Origin of the sequence: Hymenobacter coccineus (assembly GCF_001816125.1) — a bacterium.
GTDB lineage: Bacteria > Bacteroidota > Bacteroidia > Cytophagales > Hymenobacteraceae > Hymenobacter > Hymenobacter coccineus.
The window spans coordinates 1-16,349 of sequence record NZ_MDZA01000023.1 but is presented as its reverse complement, the minus strand read 5'-3'; the positions used below and the strand labels follow the sequence as shown (position 1 = coordinate 16,349).

General features: G+C 62.9%; 17 protein-coding genes. 8 read left to right on the top strand and 9 right to left on the bottom strand.

All coding sequences use genetic code 11. The features are described from left to right. The first annotated feature begins 101 nt into the window (after positions 1–101). Positions 102–734 carry a hypothetical protein gene (locus BEN49_RS02155; RefSeq protein ID WP_158022722.1) on the top strand — a complete coding sequence of 211 codons (633 nt, stop codon included), beginning with the start codon at positions 102–104 and terminating at the stop codon, positions 732–734. Between the two features lie 325 nt (positions 735–1,059). Here the strand turns inward: BEN49_RS02155 and BEN49_RS02150 are convergent, their stop codons facing one another. Next, positions 1,060–1,779, bottom strand: coding sequence for a spheroidene monooxygenase (locus BEN49_RS02150; protein WP_239691777.1), 720 nt, complete (start codon positions 1,777–1,779; stop codon positions 1,060–1,062). Between the two features lie 115 nt (positions 1,780–1,894). Then, positions 1,895–2,410: a pyridoxamine 5'-phosphate oxidase family protein gene (locus BEN49_RS02145; RefSeq protein WP_070740114.1), complete on the bottom strand. Its 516-nt coding sequence runs from the start codon at positions 2,408–2,410 to the stop codon at positions 1,895–1,897. Between the two features lie 113 nt (positions 2,411–2,523). On the opposite strand from BEN49_RS02145, the gene BEN49_RS02140 reads away from it, so the two are divergent. Next, positions 2,524–3,153, top strand: coding sequence for an acyl carrier protein phosphodiesterase (locus BEN49_RS02140; RefSeq protein WP_070740111.1), 630 nt, complete (start codon positions 2,524–2,526; stop codon positions 3,151–3,153). A 75-nt stretch (positions 3,154–3,228) separates the two neighbouring features. On the opposite strand, the gene BEN49_RS02135 is transcribed toward BEN49_RS02140, so the two are convergent. Both BEN49_RS02135 and BEN49_RS02130 read right to left on the bottom strand, forming a co-directional pair. After that, a complete protein-coding gene (locus BEN49_RS02135) occupies positions 3,229–3,744 on the bottom strand; it encodes an FKBP-type peptidyl-prolyl cis-trans isomerase (protein ID WP_070740108.1) in 516 nt (171 codons plus the stop codon). Between the two features lie 160 nt (positions 3,745–3,904). Beyond that, on the bottom strand, positions 3,905–6,115 hold the full coding sequence (locus BEN49_RS02130) for a catalase (RefSeq protein ID WP_070740103.1): 2,211 nt from the start codon (positions 6,113–6,115) through the stop codon (positions 3,905–3,907). 312 nt (positions 6,116–6,427) lie between these two features. Between BEN49_RS02130 and BEN49_RS02125 the strand changes: the two genes are divergently transcribed. Then, complete coding sequence (locus BEN49_RS02125; protein WP_070740101.1) at positions 6,428–7,612, top strand: SMP-30/gluconolactonase/LRE family protein; 1,185 nt, start codon at positions 6,428–6,430, stop codon at positions 7,610–7,612. Positions 7,613–7,848: 236 nt separating this feature from the next. Next, positions 7,849–8,415, top strand: coding sequence for a fasciclin domain-containing protein (locus BEN49_RS02115; RefSeq protein ID WP_239691776.1), 567 nt, complete (start codon positions 7,849–7,851; stop codon positions 8,413–8,415). 240 nt (positions 8,416–8,655) lie between these two features. Here the strand turns inward: BEN49_RS02115 and BEN49_RS02110 are convergent, their stop codons facing one another. The 3 genes from BEN49_RS02110 to BEN49_RS31145 form a co-directional block, all read right to left on the bottom strand. Next, complete coding sequence (locus BEN49_RS02110) at positions 8,656–10,638, bottom strand: AAA domain-containing protein (protein WP_239691775.1); 1,983 nt, start codon at positions 10,636–10,638, stop codon at positions 8,656–8,658. An 83-nt stretch (positions 10,639–10,721) separates the two neighbouring features. Continuing rightward, positions 10,722–11,081, bottom strand: coding sequence for a hypothetical protein (locus tag BEN49_RS26505; RefSeq protein WP_125916417.1), 360 nt, complete (start codon positions 11,079–11,081; stop codon positions 10,722–10,724). A 6-nt stretch (positions 11,082–11,087) separates the two neighbouring features. After that, on the bottom strand, positions 11,088–11,252 hold the full coding sequence (locus tag BEN49_RS31145) for a helix-turn-helix domain-containing protein (RefSeq protein ID WP_239691774.1): 165 nt from the start codon (positions 11,250–11,252) through the stop codon (positions 11,088–11,090). A gap of 216 nt (positions 11,253–11,468) precedes the next feature. Between BEN49_RS31145 and BEN49_RS27500 the strand changes: the two genes are divergently transcribed. Both BEN49_RS27500 and BEN49_RS02100 read left to right on the top strand, forming a co-directional pair. Continuing rightward, entirely contained in the window at positions 11,469–11,645 is a 177-nt protein-coding gene (locus BEN49_RS27500) for a hypothetical protein (RefSeq protein ID WP_158022721.1), read from the top strand. A gap of 268 nt (positions 11,646–11,913) precedes the next feature. After that, a complete protein-coding gene (locus BEN49_RS02100; protein WP_083325686.1) occupies positions 11,914–13,065 on the top strand; it encodes an SMP-30/gluconolactonase/LRE family protein in 1,152 nt (383 codons plus the stop codon). Between the two features lie 138 nt (positions 13,066–13,203). Here the strand turns inward: BEN49_RS02100 and BEN49_RS02095 are convergent, their stop codons facing one another. Further along, positions 13,204–13,563 (bottom strand): Imm51 family immunity protein, encoded by a 360-nt coding sequence (locus BEN49_RS02095; protein ID WP_070740092.1) that lies wholly within the window; start codon positions 13,561–13,563, stop codon positions 13,204–13,206. A 47-nt stretch (positions 13,564–13,610) separates the two neighbouring features. Beyond that, a complete protein-coding gene (locus BEN49_RS02090; protein ID WP_083325685.1) occupies positions 13,611–14,852 on the bottom strand; it encodes a glycoside hydrolase family 27 protein in 1,242 nt (413 codons plus the stop codon). A 236-nt stretch (positions 14,853–15,088) separates the two neighbouring features. Here BEN49_RS02090 and BEN49_RS02085 point away from each other — a divergent pair, with 236 nt between their 5' ends. Then, positions 15,089–15,493 carry a hypothetical protein gene (locus BEN49_RS02085; RefSeq protein ID WP_070740089.1) on the top strand — a complete coding sequence of 135 codons (405 nt, stop codon included), beginning with the start codon at positions 15,089–15,091 and terminating at the stop codon, positions 15,491–15,493. Between the two features lie 217 nt (positions 15,494–15,710). Continuing rightward, a partial coding sequence (locus tag BEN49_RS02080; RefSeq protein ID WP_070740086.1) for a DUF421 domain-containing protein occupies positions 15,711–16,349 on the top strand: 639 nt, incomplete at its 3' end.

Genomic DNA, 16,349 nt, shown 5'->3' with positions numbered 1-16,349 from the left:
CGTGGCCGCCCGGCTGGCCCAGCCGCTGGCGTGCTGCACACCAACCCACGCCCTGGTGTACCTGCCCGACGACCCCGCCCTGGGGCCCTTCCGCGCCACCTTTGGCGGGGCCCTGTACCTGCTCGAAGAGCACCCCCCACGGCGATGAGCGCCACGCGCCCACCCTCGGGGCTTCGGCGCGGGTCGTAAGCTCGGCGGTTATGCTGGCGGCCGTGGGCCAGGGGCCCGTTTCGCCGGCCACGGCCCGGGCGTTTTTGCGGGCCCGCCTGCTCGATGTGTGGCTCGGCGACTGGAGCCGCCGCCCCGACCAGTGGCGATGGGCCACGGAGCCCAGTGCCGGGGCCCCCGAGTTTCGGCCCATCCCGCGTGACCGCGACCAGGCGTTTTTTCAGATGGACGACGGCCTCTATCCGTGGCTCATCGGGCAATTTCGCACCCGCTACCAAAGCTTCGGGCCCCGCCTCAGCGCGGCCAACGTGGCCGCCCTCGCCGTCACGGCCCGCCCGCTCGATACGCTGCTGCTGCGCGGCTTGCCGGCCACTGCCTACCAGCAGGAAGCGGCCATACTGCGCCAGCGCCTCACCGACGCGGCCATCGCCGTGGCCCTGCAAGCGGGCCCGCCCGAAACCCGCGCCACCGTAGCGGCCGAGCTGGGGCCCGCCCTGCGCGCCCGCCGCGCGCAGTTGCCCGCCGTGGCCGGATGGTTCTACGAAGCGGTGAATAAGAGGCGGTGAGGCTTCTCGTGGTTTTTTGAAGCGAAGAGAAGCCAACGAATGAAAGTAGGCCGTCAGGTAAACTGGACTTACGCACTCTCAGCCCCGGAGAGGCGGCCCATCGGTAGCAAAAAATTGACTAGCAAAACCAAAGCCCCAGCGGGGCGACCCAACCGTCCGGGTCGCCCCGCTGGGGCTTTGTCGATTGTGCATAGCCATTTACTGCCGACGGGTCGCCCCGCTGGGGCTGTAAAGCAGCGTTTTGCGTAAGCTGTAGTAAAATAGGAAGCCAGATGAGTACGACGGCCTAATGCAGCCTCGTTACTTTCCTGTCAGCGTCAGCAACCTACCCCGCCGCAAATAGCCCGGCCAGCGGGTCGCGGCCGTCCACGGTGCCGGCGCTGGATAGCACCTGGAAGCGGGCGAATAGCTCCTCGGAGTACCAGTTTTCCTGGCGGGTGAGGCGCATGGCTTCGCGGTGGCGGGCGTCGTGGTAGGCGTACTGCTGCATGGCCGCCGCCGAGCGCCACACGCTGAACGTGGCCTGGCGCACCACCGGCAGCTCGCCCAGCCCGATGGCCAGGGCCACGCCGGGGGCCCCCGCCACGGCCGCGCTCGTGGGGGCCACGTAGCGCCAGAAGCGGGGCGTTTTCCACCACCGGATGCTGGCGCGGGTGAGCACGGCCACGGGGCCCCCGGTGGCGGCGGCACTGCCAGAGGCGTCGGCGGGGTAGTCAAACGGAGTGGCGCCGTCCCAGAGGCCGTGCGCTTTGAGGGGCCCCAGGTGGGCCGTCCAGGTTTCAGCGGCGCGGGTTTGGTAGGCCTGCCAGAGCGGGTGCTGGGCGAAGAAAGTGGCGGCCGCCGTGGCGTCGTCCCACACGGCCATCAGGCCATAGCGGTGTAGGTTGGGCAAAGCCCCGAAGCCGCCCGCCCCGCTGCCCAGCAGCTTGGCGAAGCGCAGCCCCGCCACGCGCCGCAGCTGCGGCGGAGCGGTGCCCATCTGGGCCAGGGCCCAACGGGCATGGCCGGGCTGCAACGTGATGAGGGAAAGCGTGGTAAGGGGCAAGGCGGAGGGGCGTGGGCCGGCGGAAATCCGGCGCTGAGAAGACACAAAAAAGGGCCGGAATCAACTTCCGGCCCTTCCTAAACAAACGAGGCCCCGGGTGTTCCGGGCCCGGCGCTTATTTTACTACTACCTGGGCGTGCTGGTTCACGTCGTCGTCCTTGCTGGCCTCGCCCGTTACCACGGCGCGGGCGTAGCCAAAGGCCTGGCTGAGCACGCTGCTGGGCGTGTCCCAGTACTCGCCCTGGGTGATAGTCACCTTCAGGATCATGATGTTCGGGTCGTCTTTGCCCTGCGGGAACCAGGCGCGCATCGGCTCGGTGTACAGCTCGGCCGCCTTGGCCGCGTCGCGGTAGGCGTTGGCCGTGCCCGATACCGACACGTACACGTTGGTCGACGGGTCGGCGTAGCTTAGGTTCACTTTGCTGTCTTTATTGAGCTCATACACCTTGGCCGAGTGGGCATCGGTGAGGAAGAGGAGCGAGCCGTCGGCCTCGGGCCGAATGGTGGCCATCGGGCGGCTGTGCAGGTTGTTTTGCTCATCAAAAGTGGTGAGCATGGCCATGCGCACATCCTTGATCTTATCGAACAGCTTGTTCAGGTCGTTGGTGACGGGCGTTTTCGAATCGGACATGGGAAGGAAAAATTAGGAAGGAAACCGGCCAGTGGGGCCGGGCTTCTCTGTACGGGCCCCGGCCCGCCGGGGTTGGCGCCGGGGCCCCGCGGGGCCCTATCTTCCGCCCTCCAATGAATTTTCTGGCCCACCTTTTCCTCGCCGGCCCGCCCGGCGCCCCCGCCTACGCCGACCGCCTCGTGGGCCAGTTCGTGGCCGATGCCGTGCCCGGCCGCCGCCTCGAAGTCTACGCCCACGCGCCCGGCGTGCAGGCCGGCATCCGCCAGCACCGCGCCATCGACACGTTTACCGACCAGCACCCGGTGGTGCGGCGCGCCACGGCCCGCCTGCGCCTGGCCGGCCACGGCAAGTACGCGGGCGTGGTGAGCGACGTGTTTTTCGACCACTTCCTGGCCCGCAACTTCGCCGATTACTCGGCCGAGCCGCTGCCCGATTTCACCCGCCGCGTGTACGCCCAGCTGGGGGCCCGGCAGGCCGAGTTTCCGACCCGGGTGCAGCAGTTTTTTCCACACCTGGTGCAGCACGATTGGCTGGGCCACTACGCCGAAGTGGCAGGCGTAGCCCGGGCCCTGGCCGGCCTCAGCCGCCGCGCCTCGCCCGGCTCGGGCCTGGAACGGGGCGGTGCCGAGCTGGTGGCCAACTACGCCGCCTACGAAGCTGATTTCCAGGCGTTTTTCCCGGAGTTGCAGGCCTTTGCCGCGGCCGGCTACCCCGGGGCCCCAGGCGCGCCCAGCGGCGCTTAAAAACCAACGAGCGGCCCGCCACTGGCGAGCCGCTCGTTACGCAGCATTGGGGGCCCTAGGGGCCCCAGAGGGTGATTAGTGCTGGTGGCCGCCTTCGCCGTGCACGTGGCCGTGGGCCAGCTCCTCGGCGGTGGCGGGGCGCACGTCGGCCACTTTGCCGTCGAAGTGCATCACCATGCCGGCCAGAGGGTGGTTGAAATCCATCTGCACGGCGGTTTCGCCGATGCTGATCACCTTGGCCTGCATGTGGTTGCCCTCGTTGTCGGCCATGGGCAGGAAGTTGCCCTCTTGCAGCATCTCTTCGTCGAGCTTGCCGTCGATCATGAACACATCCTTCGGGATTTCGACCAGCGCCTGCTCGTCGTACTCGCCGTAGGCCTGCTCGGGGGTGAGGCTGAACTGGAACGCATCCCCGGCGTTCTTGCCGTCGAGCTGGCGCTCGAACTCTTCGGGCAGGCCGCTCTGGCCGTAAATGAACACCATGGGCGCGTCGGCCTCGGCCGATTCGACCAGTACTTTTTCTTGGTTTTCGTCGGTCACGCTCAGGTCGTAGGTGATGGTGACGACTTGGTTGGGGGAGATGGCAGCCATTGGGAAGGGGGGTAGGAAGAGAATAAAAGCCGTCCGCCGGACGGGGCTGCAAAGAAAGGCAAGCTCGCCCGGTCGCACCGTGCCGGGGCCCCGAGCGGGGCAAAAAATTCCCCGCGCCGGCCAGGCCAGCGCGGGGAACAGCATGCGAAAAAACGGGGCTTTAAGCGGGCATGGCCTCCAGCTCGCGCCGCCACACTTTCAGCTCACGGCTCCAGAAGCGGTGCTGGGCAATGGCCTTGATGAAGTCCGGTACCAGGCTAGCAGCGTGGCCGTTGCGGCCAGCCAGCACGCCATCGGCGTCCAAAATGTCCATCGCACCGGGGTGGGCGGCGGCTTCGAGCACTTTCACGCCCTCGCCGGCAGCGGCAATGGGCTTGCAGTGGCGGAAGGCTTCGGCCACGAAGCGCACGGCATCGGCATCGTTGGCCAAGCGCTGCGCGCTGGCGGCCCCGTCGGCCACGTACACGGCGTCGAACAGCACCGACGACGTGCTCTGGAACGTCCAGTCAATCAGCAGTTCCGCACCGTCGGCCCCCTTGAGCTTGCCCAGGCGGTTGGCGACGATGGCCGTTTGGGCCCCCTCGTCCATCAGCGTTTTCATGAGGTCGCCGATGGCGGTCACGTCGGCCCCGTCGGTAGCCAGGATGGCGATTTGGCGGGTTTTGATGTCGGTTTTGCCGGCGTTGGCCGGGCTGTCGGGAGTCATGCTCAGGGCCGCCGAGCGCCCCACGTCACCCTTGGCGGGCTGGGAGGTGAAGTCGGCGGGGTTGGTGTCAGCACCCACGCCGTAGTTCAGCTGCACGCCGTCGGCCGAGGGCACTTCCAAGCCCAATCCTTCGGCCACGAGGTGGGCCAGGGTGGCGTCAATCTGCGACAGTTGCACCAGCACGCGCATGCGCACGGATTCCTTGTTAACATGGCCCAACTCGAAGCGGATGGCCTTGACGAGGTGCATCTGCTCGGCTTCTGACTGGCTGTTCCAGAACAGCTTGGCCTGGGTGTAGTGGTCCACAAAGCTCTTGCTGCGCATGCGGATCTTGTGGCCGTCCACGCGCTCGTAGTGGCTCACAAAACCGCCTTCCGATTGCTTGGCCTGCTTCGGAAACTCGTCGTTGAGCAGGTTGGGCGAGTAGCTGGTTTGGCCCTTGTTGATGGTTTGGCGCATGTGGCCGTCGCGCTGGTTGTTGACCACCGGAGCCAGCGAGCGGTTGATGGGAATTTCGTGGAAGTTGACGCTGCCCAGGCGCTTGAGCTGGGTGTCGAGGTACGAAAACAGGCGGCCCTGGAGCAGCGGGTCGTTGCTGAAATCGATGCCCGGCACCACGTGGCTGAGGCAGAAGGCCACCTGCTCGGTTTCGGCAAAGTAGTTGTCCACGTTGCGGTTAAGCACCATTTTGCCGATTTTCTGCACCGGCACCAATTCTTCCGGAATGAGTTTGGTGGCGTCGAGGATGTCGAAGCCAAACTTCATCTCGTCCTCTTCCTCCACCACCTGCACGCCCAATTCCCACTCGGGGTAGGCCCCCATCTCAATGGAGTTGTAGAGGTCGCGGCGGTGGAAGTCGGGGTCTTTGCCCGAAATCTGCTGGGCTTCCTCCCACACCGCCGAGCGCACGCCTTGCAGCGGCTTCCAGTGCATTTTCACAAAGCGCGACTTACCGGCCGCGTCAATGAAGCGGTAGGTGTGCACGTTGAAGCCCTCCATCGTGCGCAGGTTGCGGGGCAGGCCGCGGTCGCTCATCGCCCACAGCACCATGTGCATGGATTCGGGCGTGACGGAAATAAAGTCCCAAAACGTGTCGTGGGCCGAAGCGGCCTGCGGAATTTCGTTGTGCGGTTCCGGCTTCACGGCGTGGATGAAGTCGGGAAACTTCAAGGCATCCTGGATAAAGAACACCGGCATGTTGTTGCCCACGAAATCGTACACGCCCTCCTGGGTGTAAAACTTCACGGCAAAGCCGCGCACGTCGCGGGCCATGTCGGTGGCCCCGCGCGAGCCCACCACGGTGGAGAAGCGCGTGAAGATGGGTGTTTTCACGCCCGGCTGCAGGAAGTGCGCCTTGGTCAGCGCGGCGGCGTTGTCATAGGCTTCAAAGTAGCCGTGGGCCCCCACGCCGCGGGCGTGAATTACGCGCTCGGGGATGCGCTCGTGGTCAAAATGGTGGATTTTCTCGCGCAGGATGAAATCTTCCAGCAGGGTGGGGCCCCGCTCCTCGGCTTTCAGCGAGTTCTGGTCGTCGTTGACGCGCAGGCCCTGGTTGGTGGTCAATTTTTGGCCGTAACCGTCGCTGCGGTTTTGGGCCAGCTCATCCGTTTTGGGATTGCTCACCACGTCTTCATGGTTCTGCTTGGCTATGGGTTTGTCGCTCATGAAAAGAGGATTAATTAGGGTCTTACGCCCAGTCAACGCACTTTTTAGCTAAGTAGTTAGTGTGCTATTTTACTCCGTGTGTCTGCCCGTGGAAGTGGTATTCTAGGTTTTGCGCTGACCCTCAAACCATCGACGCACGCTAGGGAGGAGCCTGTGAACGCAATAAATTTTTAGTAATGTTTTTCCAGCCTCAACGCTAGCGCAGCACCGGGCCGCCCGCCCGCTGCCGGCCAACAACCCGGCCCCAGCACCGTGCGTACCGCCCCTTATATTCTAAGGAAGCCCAACGCCACGCCTTACCCACTCTTTTCGATGTCCCAATCAACCCGTAACTCGCTGGCGGCCCTGCTGCTGGGCGGCGCGCTGCTGCCCGCCTGCCAGTCCAACCCGCCCCGAACCCAGGACCAGGCCGTGAATAAAGAAGCCGTGGTGCAAACCGATTCGGCAGCCCTGAAAACGGCCCCGGCCGACACGATGGGCGTGCCCGCCGGCTCGGTCACCACCATTGGCAACCCGCAGCTATTGTTTACGCTGCCCGATTCGCATAACACGCCCGACGGCCTTGCCTTGGGCCCCGGCGGCCGCCTGCTGCTCTCCGTTCCCAACCTGGCCGACAATAGTAAGCCAGCATCCATTGTTGAGATTGTGGGCAATACCTACAAGCCTTTTGCTCCTAAGCTGCCCGTGGAGCCCACCACCAAAAAAGCCGCCCCGATGGACCTGGCTTTCGGCCCCGACGGCAACGTGTACTACGCCGAAAACCAGTACGAAAACAGCAAGAAATACGTGTCGCGCCTCATGCGCATCAACATGAAAAACGGCCAGCCCGGCACCATCGAAACCGTGGTGGACAGCTTCGCGCTGGCCAACGGCGTGGTGTGGAAGGGCAATGCCCTGTATGTTACGGATAGCCAGTGGGATATGCCCGGCAACAGCAAGGGTAGCGCCATCATGCGCTTCACCCTTGACGAGCTGAAGAAGCCCGGGGGCCCCCTGCACCTCAAGCCCAAAACCAAGGACCCGCACGTGCTGGCCATGTTCACGACCGTGGTGAACGAAACCGGCGTGGACAACGGCGCCGATGGCCTCGACTACGATAGCCAAGGCAACATCTACACCGGCTCGTTCGGCGACGGCAGCTTCTACAAAGTGAGCCTCAAGCCCGATGGCACCTACGCTAAGCAGGAGGCCGTGGCCCTGACCGGCGACAAAATCACCTGCATCGATGGCCTCGTAATTGACCGCGCCACCGATAAAGCCTACGTAACGGGGGCCCGGCAAAACGCCATTTTCGTCATCAACTTAAAGGACAACAGCGTGAGCACGCTGGCCCAAAACCCCGACACCGACGGCGCCGGCGGCAAAATTGACCAGCCCGCCGAGGTGCTGCTCAAAGGCAAGCGCCTCTACATTTCCAACTACGATAACCCGGTGAAGCACTTCGTGAACACGAAGTCGGATGCGCCGCACACGGAATCATATATTGACCTGCCATAAGTAGGCCACTGATTCGGCAATGTTGCGCACCGTAATGACTGATTGCCTGCCAGCGATTTTTTCTAATCTTGCTTCCCTTGGTTGTTGCAATTCGGCAAGTGGCTGGATTTCATATGGGCTGCACCGGAAATAAATTTTTAAACAATACGTCCCGTGCTCCGTTTTATAAATCCGTCAACTAAAAACTTCACTTTTCCTACATCAAAATGACTTCAGCAAACTCCTCACTTCGCACTTTGGCCAGCGTATTTGTCGCCTCGGCCCTGGCATTTGGCAGCGTGGGTTGCTCCAGCACCACCGCTACCACCGACGCAGCAACGACGGATTCCACGGCAACGACTACCGCCCCGGCCACGAATGGCGATAACACGATGGCCATGGATAATACAAGCGGAAAAAACCTGGCCGAAAATGCCACCGCCGTGCCGCAAATGAGCACCCTCACCGCCGCCCTGAAAGCCTCTGGCCTGGCCGATAAGGCTACTAGCGGCGGTCCTTACACGGTATTCGCCCCTACCAACGAAGCTTTCGACGCTTTGCCCGCCGGCACGCTGGACAACCTGTTGAAGCCCGAGAATAAGGCAAATCTGGCCAGCATCCTGACGTACCACGTCGTGCCGGGCAACGTGATGGCTGCCGATTTGAAGGATGGCCAGGAGTTGACCACTGTTGATGGTAAAAAACTGAAGGTTAGTGTTGCAGGTACCACTGTAACGGTAAACGGTGCCACCGTTGTTAAGGCTGATGTGAAATCAAGCAATGGCGTGACGCACGTAATCAATAAGGTTCTGCTACCCCAGTAGACCTTTCCAATTGCTGAGCCGATAACTTTTGCTGTCAGCTTTTTTTAAGCATTTTAGAAAATAGCCTGCGAGCATTTACAACAGCTTCCTAACCCGGACAGCAACACAAAAGCGCCCCCACGTGATAATTCACGTGGGGGCGCTTTTGGTTTATTCAGTTGTGACAGTGGCTGCCGTCGTTGGGGAGTGAATGGCGGGTTAACAACTACTATTTAGTTGAATCGCTGGCATAGCAGGCACTTACGCCAGCTCCCAGGCGGTGCGGTAGCCGCCGATGCTTTCGATGTAGGCCAGCAGGCGCTTGAAGAACGGGTTGGCACTGAGCGTACTGGAGTCGCCCACGAGCAGCAGCTTGCGGCGGGCGCGGGTCATGCCCACGTTCATGCGGCGCACGTCGCTGAGGAAGCCGATTTCGCCGTGCGTGTTGCTGCGCGTGAGGCTGATGGCGATGATGTCGCGCTCCTGGCCCTGGAACGAGTCGACGGTGCCGATGCTGAGCATGCGGTGGGCCATGAGGCCGTTCAGCTCGTCGTTTTCCTCCACCGCATCCTTCAAGTAGTTGATTTGGGCGCGGTATGGGGCAATCACGCCGATGCTGAGCAAGTCGTCTTCGTGGTCAGCGGGGTCGTAGGGCTCCAGCAACTGGCCGAGGCGCTTGAGCAGCAAGTCGGCCTCTTCGGGGTTGGCTGTGGAGCGGCTTTCGGGGATGGTGATTTCGGTGAAGCCGAAGCCGGCCGTGTCGAGGAATTCCACCGGCAGGTCGGGGGCGAAGCGTAGGTCGTAGTCCTCCAGGCCGGCGTGGCGTACGGTGCTGTAGGCCGTCAGCTGGCCGTCGTAAAACTCGTCGGAGCTGAACTGCATGATCTGCTCGTGCATGCGGTACTGCACCGTCAGCATCCGGGCGGCGGCGGGCTGGCGCTTAATGGCTTTCTCGAACAGCGTTTCGCGCAGGGCCCCGGCTTTCTCGCTCTTCACCGTGGGCGGCAGCTGGTGGTGGTCGCCGGCCAGCACCACGCGCTGGGCCTTGCTGATGGGAATCCAGCAGCCCGGCTCCAGGGCCTGGGCGGCCTCGTCGATGAACACCGTTTCGTAGGTGAGGTGGCGAATGTTGCGGTTGGACGCCCCGACCAGCGTGCACGTTATCACCTGCACCTGCTCCAGGAGGTCCTCGGTGATGTAGCGCTCCAGGTCGTCGGCAGCCTGGTGCAGCATTTTGGCCTCCTCCTTCAGCATCCGGCGCTGCTGCATCTCCTCGTAGCCGTAGTTGCGCACGTGCTTGCTGGCCGTTTCGCGGTACTGCTCGGCAGTTTGGCGCATGCTGCGCAGCTCGTTGTAGCTCTTGTGGGCCATCACCTGCGCGTCGAGCGTGTGCTCGAGCAGTAGGTCCGACACCCGCGAGGGGTTGCCCATGCGGATGACGTTGACGCCGCGCTCGGCCAGCTTTTCGGTCAGCAAATCCACCGCCGTGTTGCTGGGCGCGCAGACCAGCACCCGCCGCTCGCGCCGGATGGTTTCCAGGATGGCCTGCACCAGCGTGGTGGTTTTGCCCGTGCCGGGGGGGCCGTGCACGATGGCCACGTCGTGGGCCGCTAGCACGTGGCGCACGGCTGCCTGCTGCGAGTCGTTGAGCGGGCTGGGGTAAAAAATATCGTCGGGCTTTTCGGCGCGGAAGCGGGCGGGCTTGGCGCCCAGCAGGATGTCGCGCAGCTCGGCCAGGCGGTCGCCGTAGGCCCCCATCACCTTGCCCAGGGCGAAGTCCATCTCGCGGTAGCTCACCTCGTCGAAGGTGAGGTCGATGCCCAGCTTGTGGCCCTCGGTCACCCAGTCGGGCAGGTCTTCCTTGGTGGTGGCCAGCAGCAGTTTGTTGCGCCGCACGCTGGTAATCACGCCGTTGAGGGTGGGGCGGTCGGTGGCCGCGCGCCCGGCCACGTTGCCAAACAGCGAGGCGTTTTTGCCCACCTGGAACAAGTGTAGGCCCTGCTGTCCGGCGGGGCGCTCCAGCTCCAGCACCACCTTGCCGCCGAAGCCAATGTCTTCCTGGGTGATGGTAACCGGGTACCAGGTGAGGCCCCGCTGCTGGCGCTCCTGGATGCTGGCCTTGGCGTTTTTGAGCTTGAATTGCACCAGGTCTTCCTGCTGCTCCAGCTTCATCAGCGCCTGCACCTGGCGGAGCTCTTTCTCGATGGCGTAAGGGTCGGTGGGGGGGAGGGTAGTTTCAGTCAAAAGAAAGCGGATTGATTTCGTGGCTTGGTAACAACGAAAAAGGGAAATGAGTGGCCAAAAGCCGCGAGGTATTTAGTGCAGAACTATTGGTCAGCTATTTTGCGAACGTACCGCCCTAACTCTTCAATGTCTTGAAACGCAGCACAGACTACCGAAGCGAATTCTTGCACAGCCATTTCGCTGTCGGCGTACATATCTAATAAGTAGCCTTCCTCATCAAAGTCCATATGGTCAAGTAGATCCGGGGCGTTGCCTTCTATAATTAGCGTTACGACATCTACCAGTGAAATTAGCCCTTCGGATGGGCTGTATTTCTCAAATAGTGATTTATAAGCGGATAGATCTGGTGATCCAAAGTCAACCAGAATTTGGTACATCTGCTCTGGCGAACCATGACGTGCGCCGTTGACGAACGTTACACTGAAGGGAAAATACTGGTCCATAATTTCTTAAGCCGCGGCCAGCAGTACCTCCGCTGATAAGCCCAAACGCTGGTGCAGGGCCTTCATCATTTTAGCGGTGAGCTTGCGCTTGCGGTTTAGGATTTCGCTTACCCGGCTCTCGCCGCCCAGCCACGCGGCGAGGTCGCGCTGGCACAAGCCCTGTTCGGCCATTTTGTACTTGATGTACTCGATGGGGTCGGGTCGGGAATGGGGTAGTGGCGGGCTTCATATGCCTCAATCAGCGTAGCCAACACGTCTAATTCGTCAAATTCTGGGTTGCCGGGCTGGGCTTGAAAAATGTGCTCTACGCGAGCCAAGGCGGCGCGGTAGTCAGCTTCGGTGCGGATGGGCTTGATGGCGTTCATATGGTAGCAGCGTTTACTCGGCTTGGGCTACAAATCGGCGGCTGGCCTGACTAATCAATTTGTTGAGCCTGATGACATGGCCTGGGAAACCAGTGTGGCTTTGCTTCCTGGCTACGTGATATTTTTTGAAAATATTATTCGGCTAAGATTAGGCACTGGCCGCAGTTTGGTGCGCAGCGCGCAACTGCTGGCTGCCTAATGGGGTGAGTTTGTAACTCGCAAAGGTAAAAGGCCGTTTCGCCCAAATCGCCGGGCCGCTGCGCAGCCGTGAGTTACAAACTCACCCCATTAGGCAGCCAGCAGTTACGCGCTGCGCGCTAAACTGCGGCCAGCGACAGGTTATCCGCGTTGGGGCCCTAAATGAACCTTGGTCGGCTTGGCGATGAAGTTGACTCGGCACGCACCTAAAAAACCCGGCAACCCCATGCTCAATCTGCCGTGTAAGGAAAGTTCTACTTAATCCTTCCATGCGCTACTCCGCCATTCTCTCTGCCGCTGCATTTCTCGCGCTGGCCGCTTGCAGCACCGATTCCAAGCCCGACAAGCCGGAGAAGGTGACCACGGCTGCGCCGCCCGCTGTGCCTACCTCCGAAAGCGCCAAAAGCCTAGTGGCGGTGGCTTCGTCCGACACGATTTGGAACGGCGTGGCGGTGTCGGATGACGACCGGAAATTTGTGCTTTTCCCGCACAACGAGGGCGACCGGGGCACGCGCATCGGCGAGCTGCAGGCCGACGGTACGGTGCAGGCTTTCCCCAACCGCGTGTGGAATAGCTGGGGCCCCAAGGACCCCGCGGCGGCCAGCAAGTTCGTGCGGGCCAACTCGCTGCGCTTCGGGCCCGACGGCAATTTGTGGGTGGTAGATACGGGCACGCCCAAGTCGGACGCCGCGCCGGTGGCGCACGGCCCCAAGCTGCTGGCGTTCGACATCAAAACCAACCAGTTGTTGAAGTCCATTCCGCTCGATAAGTACGTCAAGAAGAAGAGCTTCGTGGACGACTTGCGCTTCCACGGCGATATGATTTACGTGACCGACGCTGGGGCCCCGGGCCTGATCGTGCTCAACCAGAAAACCGGCCAGGGCCGCCGCTTGCTCGAAGACGACACGACCACCACCGCCCGCCGCCCGATGATGGGCGAGGGCAAGAAAATGGTGAAGCCCAACGGCGACGACGTGGCCCTGCACGCCGACCAGATGGAAGTGTCGCCCGACGGCAAATACTACTATTTTCAGAGCGCCGCGGGCCCCATGTACCGCTTGGAAACCCAGTATTTGGATGACGCCAACATTAAGTCGGAAGACCTGGCGAAGAAGGTGGCGTACTTCTTCAATTCGCCCACCACCGGCGGCACCACCATCGACGCCGCCGGCAACCTGTACGTGACCGACGCCAACGAAAAGCGCATCCTGAAGGTGACGCCCGCCGGCCAAAGCAGCGTGCTGGTGCAAGACCCGCGCCTGATTTGGGCCGATGCTTTGTGGATTGACCACGCCGGTAACCTCTGGATTCCGGCCGCGCAAATCAACCGCACCGCCGGTCAGCAGAAGGGCGTGCAGACGGTAGCCTTCCCGGTGCAGCTCTTCAAAATGCCCATCGGGGCCAAGCCGTTTCGGGACTAGGGGCCCATCTTACTAGGCGTAAAATTGCCATTCCGACGCAGGAGGAATCTGGGTCAAATCAGTTAACGATAGTCCTCAGATTCCTCCTGCGTCGGAATGACAAACGCCTTCTTAAATAGCTTCCAGGGCCCCGGGGCCCTATTGGAAGAAGTCTTCCGGGTCGGTTTGCTGGAAGTATTTCTCTAGTTTGGCGAGGTCACCGAAGTAGGGCTGCACGCAGGTCAGGAAGTCGCGCACCGTGGCGGGGCTGTCGGCGTAGGCCAGGAACGTGTCGCCGGTTTCGTCAAATTCCAGGTGGTCGAGCAATTCGGGCTGGAATTCTTCGATGATGGTTTCCAGGTGTTCGCGCCACGAGGCGCCGCTGCCCACGAAGCCAAAGTCCTCAAAGAGGTCGTGGTAGTCTTCGAGCTTGCCGGCGTGGGCCACGATGGCGAACTGGCGGGCGGGATTGGCGGTCGTTTTGGCGGCGGCGACTTCGAAGGGAAACGTGCTAGTCATCAGAGGTAAAAGGAGCGGTGGGACCCCCGCCGCCCGGGCAGGCGGGGCTAGTTGGTCAGGCGCAGCATCACCACGTCGTGGCCCGGCACGGGGGCCCGGAACGGCTTGGCGGTGGTGCCTTGGGCTTGGCCGGTGGCCAGGTTACGGATTTTGTAGCGGGTGCGGCCGGCGTTCAGGTCGCGCTTGGCCACTTCGTCGTGCACGGGCTGCGTTTGCCAGTCGAAGGTAGCGGCCCGGGGCCCCTTGGCGCGGTTGAGGAAGCACACGGCCCAATCGCCGTCCGCCAGGGGCTTCACCCAGGTGTCCACGCTGTCCTTGGTCGTCAGCCGGAAGCCCTGCACGCCCAGCGGGTCCTGGTCGACGGCAATCAGATCCTTATTAGTGAGGAGTTTTAGCGTCTGCGGGTTCATTTGGCGCAAGTCGTTGCCGGCAATGAGCGGGGCGGCCAGCATGCACCACATGGCAAAGTGGGCGCGGTCTTCGCCGGGCGTCAGCTTGCCGTTGCCGACCTCCAGCATGTCGGGGTCGTTCCAGTGGCTGGGGCCCGCGTATTGGCGCAGGCCGTCCTGCATGTCAACAATGCGCAGCACGCCGTAGGATTTCGAATCGCCGCCGTTGTCGTGGAGGCAATCCCAGCAGTTGTAGATGTCGCCGGTGGTGCGCCAGAGGTGGCCCACGTTCTGAGCCCAAAGCCAGGGCTTGGCCGTGCCCCACTCGCACATGCTGAACACCACGGGGTGGCCGGCGCGGCCTAACGCGTCGCGCATGGTGGTGTAGGCGCCCTCGGCTTTGAGGCCCTCGGTGGCGCACCAGTCGTACTTCAGGTAATCGACGCCCCACTGGGCGTAGGTGGTGGCGTCCTGGTACTCGTGGCCGCGGCTGCCGGGGCGGCCGCCGCAGGTTTTGCTGCCCGCGTCGGAGTAAATGCCGAACTTAAGGCCCTTGCCGTGCACGTAGTCCACCAGCGCCTTCATGCCGCTCGGGAAGCGCTTGGCGTCGGGCCGAATGAAGCCCAGCGTGTCGCGCGTGCCGTGCCAGCAGTCGTCAATCACGATGTACTCGTAGCCGGCGGCCTTCATGCCGTTGGCGGCCATGGCGTCGGCCACTTCGCGAATTTTCTGCTCGTCCACGTCGCAGGCAAACTTGTTCCAGCTGTTCCAGCCCATGGGCGGGGTTTGGGCGAGCTGGGTGAACTTTTGGGCCCGCGCCGTGCTCGCGCCCAGCAGCGCGGCCAGCAGTAGCCCGGTTTTGGCAAAGGCATTTGCGCCGGGGAAAGAGAATTTTTGCATTGTTTTTTGGTAAATAGCGCTTAGAAAAAGGCGAGGCTGCCCCGCGGTGGGCCCCGGCAGCGGCCCGCCGGGGGCCCCGCCGCGGCCCTTAGCCGGGCCCGTTGGCCGTTGGCGGGGCCCTGGAGCCGCCTACTTCTAAAAATACGGCCGCGCCCGTTGGCGCCCCCGCCCGTTGGCCGGCGCGGCGGCGTAGCTTTAGCACCGGCCAATCCCTTGTTTGCGTTCCCACCCGCGCCATGCTCCCCGACCCATTTTCCACCCCCTGCCTGCAAGTGGTTTTCCGCCCCGACCTCGGCCAGCTCACCGGCCGCTGGCTGCGCTCGGTGACGGAGGCCGAGCTGCACGCCGGCTACGGGGCCCTGCGCGAGGCCGCGCTGCACCACGGCTGCGGCCACTGGCTCATCGATTCGCGCCGCCGCACCAACCGCAGCCTCAACGGCCCCGAATGGGTCACAACTGCGTTTTTGCCCGAGGTGCAGCGGGCGCTGGGGGCCCCGCTGAACGTGTGTTTCCTGGTGCTGCCCGATTACCTCCAAAGCCTGCCCGCAGCGCACCAGGGCCCCGCGCCGGGCAGTCTGGTGCAGTTTGCCCGCTTTGTGGACGAGGGGGCGGCCAATGCCTGGCTGGCTGCGCGGACGTAAAGCAGAAGGCTGGCCCAAAAACGCCGCAAAACCGCCCAGGCCGGGTACTGAAGTGGGCAATTTAACGTGCACCGTAGGGGCTCATTTGCGACTTATCTACTGAAACATAGAAAATAAGGCGCGGGAAACAGGCGCTTTTGCTCGCTTTTCTGCTGCAACTTGGGCCCAAACCGCGACGTTTAGGGGCGTGCATGTGTAGCATTTGGGCGCAGGCTTTATGAAAAAAGAGGATATTGTTTTCAGCGACTGGCACCGCTGGGTGTTCGGCATGGCCCCGCCGTCGTTCACGGGGGAAGTGGCCCTCCGGGCGCTGGTGCTTTTCCTGGTCATGCTGGTGATTATTCGGCTGCTGGGCCGGCGCATGAAGGGCCAAATGTCGGTCAGCGAGTTGGCCGTGGTGCTGACGCTGGGGGCCATTATTGCGGGCCCCATGCAAATTCCGACCGCTGGGCTGCTGCCCAGCGTGGTGGTGCTGGTGGCGGTGCTGGCCATGCACCGCCTCAGCAACTGGCTGGCGTTCAAGTACCGGGCGGTGGAGCTGGTGCAGCAAGGCGACCTGGCCTTGTTGGTGCGCGACGGCTGCCTGGACTTGCCCGCGCTGCAACGCCAGGCCCTTTCGCAGGAGCAACTCTTCAGCCAGCTGCGCAACCAAAACATTGCGCAGCTGGGGGAACTGCGCCGCGTGTACTTCGAATCCAATGGCCGCCTCAGCATCTACAAGCTGCCCGCGCCCCAGCCCGGCCTGAGCGTGCTGCCCCGCGCCGATGCGCCGCCGCCCGCCGCCGAAGGGCCCGCCCGGGGCCAGCGGGCCTGCGCCACCTGCGGCCACGTGCCCGCCCCCGCCGACCACGCCGGC

Excerpts from the sequence above, each read along its gene's own strand:
- BEN49_RS02135 (WP_070740108.1), bottom strand. The coding sequence starts at position 3,744 with ATGGCTGCCATCTCCCCCAACCAAGTCGTCACCATCACCTACGACCTG.
- BEN49_RS02095 (WP_070740092.1), bottom strand. The coding sequence starts at position 13,563 with ATGACTAGCACGTTTCCCTTCGAAGTCGCCGCCGCCAAAACGACCGCC.
- BEN49_RS02085 (WP_070740089.1), top strand. The coding sequence starts at position 15,089 with ATGCTCCCCGACCCATTTTCCACCCCCTGCCTGCAAGTGGTTTTCCGC.
- BEN49_RS02090 (WP_083325685.1), bottom strand. The coding sequence starts at position 14,852 with ATGCAAAAATTCTCTTTCCCCGGCGCAAATGCCTTTGCCAAAACCGGG.
- BEN49_RS02140 (WP_070740111.1), top strand. The coding sequence starts at position 2,524 with ATGAATTTTCTGGCCCACCTTTTCCTCGCCGGCCCGCCCGGCGCCCCC.
- BEN49_RS31145 (WP_239691774.1), bottom strand. The coding sequence starts at position 11,252 with ATGGCCGAACAGGGCTTGTGCCAGCGCGACCTCGCCGCGTGGCTGGGC.
- BEN49_RS02100 (WP_083325686.1), top strand. The coding sequence starts at position 11,914 with ATGCGCTACTCCGCCATTCTCTCTGCCGCTGCATTTCTCGCGCTGGCC.
- BEN49_RS02125 (WP_070740101.1), top strand. The coding sequence starts at position 6,428 with ATGTCCCAATCAACCCGTAACTCGCTGGCGGCCCTGCTGCTGGGCGGC.
- BEN49_RS26505 (WP_125916417.1), bottom strand. The coding sequence starts at position 11,081 with ATGGACCAGTATTTTCCCTTCAGTGTAACGTTCGTCAACGGCGCACGT.
- BEN49_RS02145 (WP_070740114.1), bottom strand. The coding sequence starts at position 2,410 with ATGTCCGATTCGAAAACGCCCGTCACCAACGACCTGAACAAGCTGTTC.
- BEN49_RS02130 (WP_070740103.1), bottom strand. The coding sequence starts at position 6,115 with ATGAGCGACAAACCCATAGCCAAGCAGAACCATGAAGACGTGGTGAGC.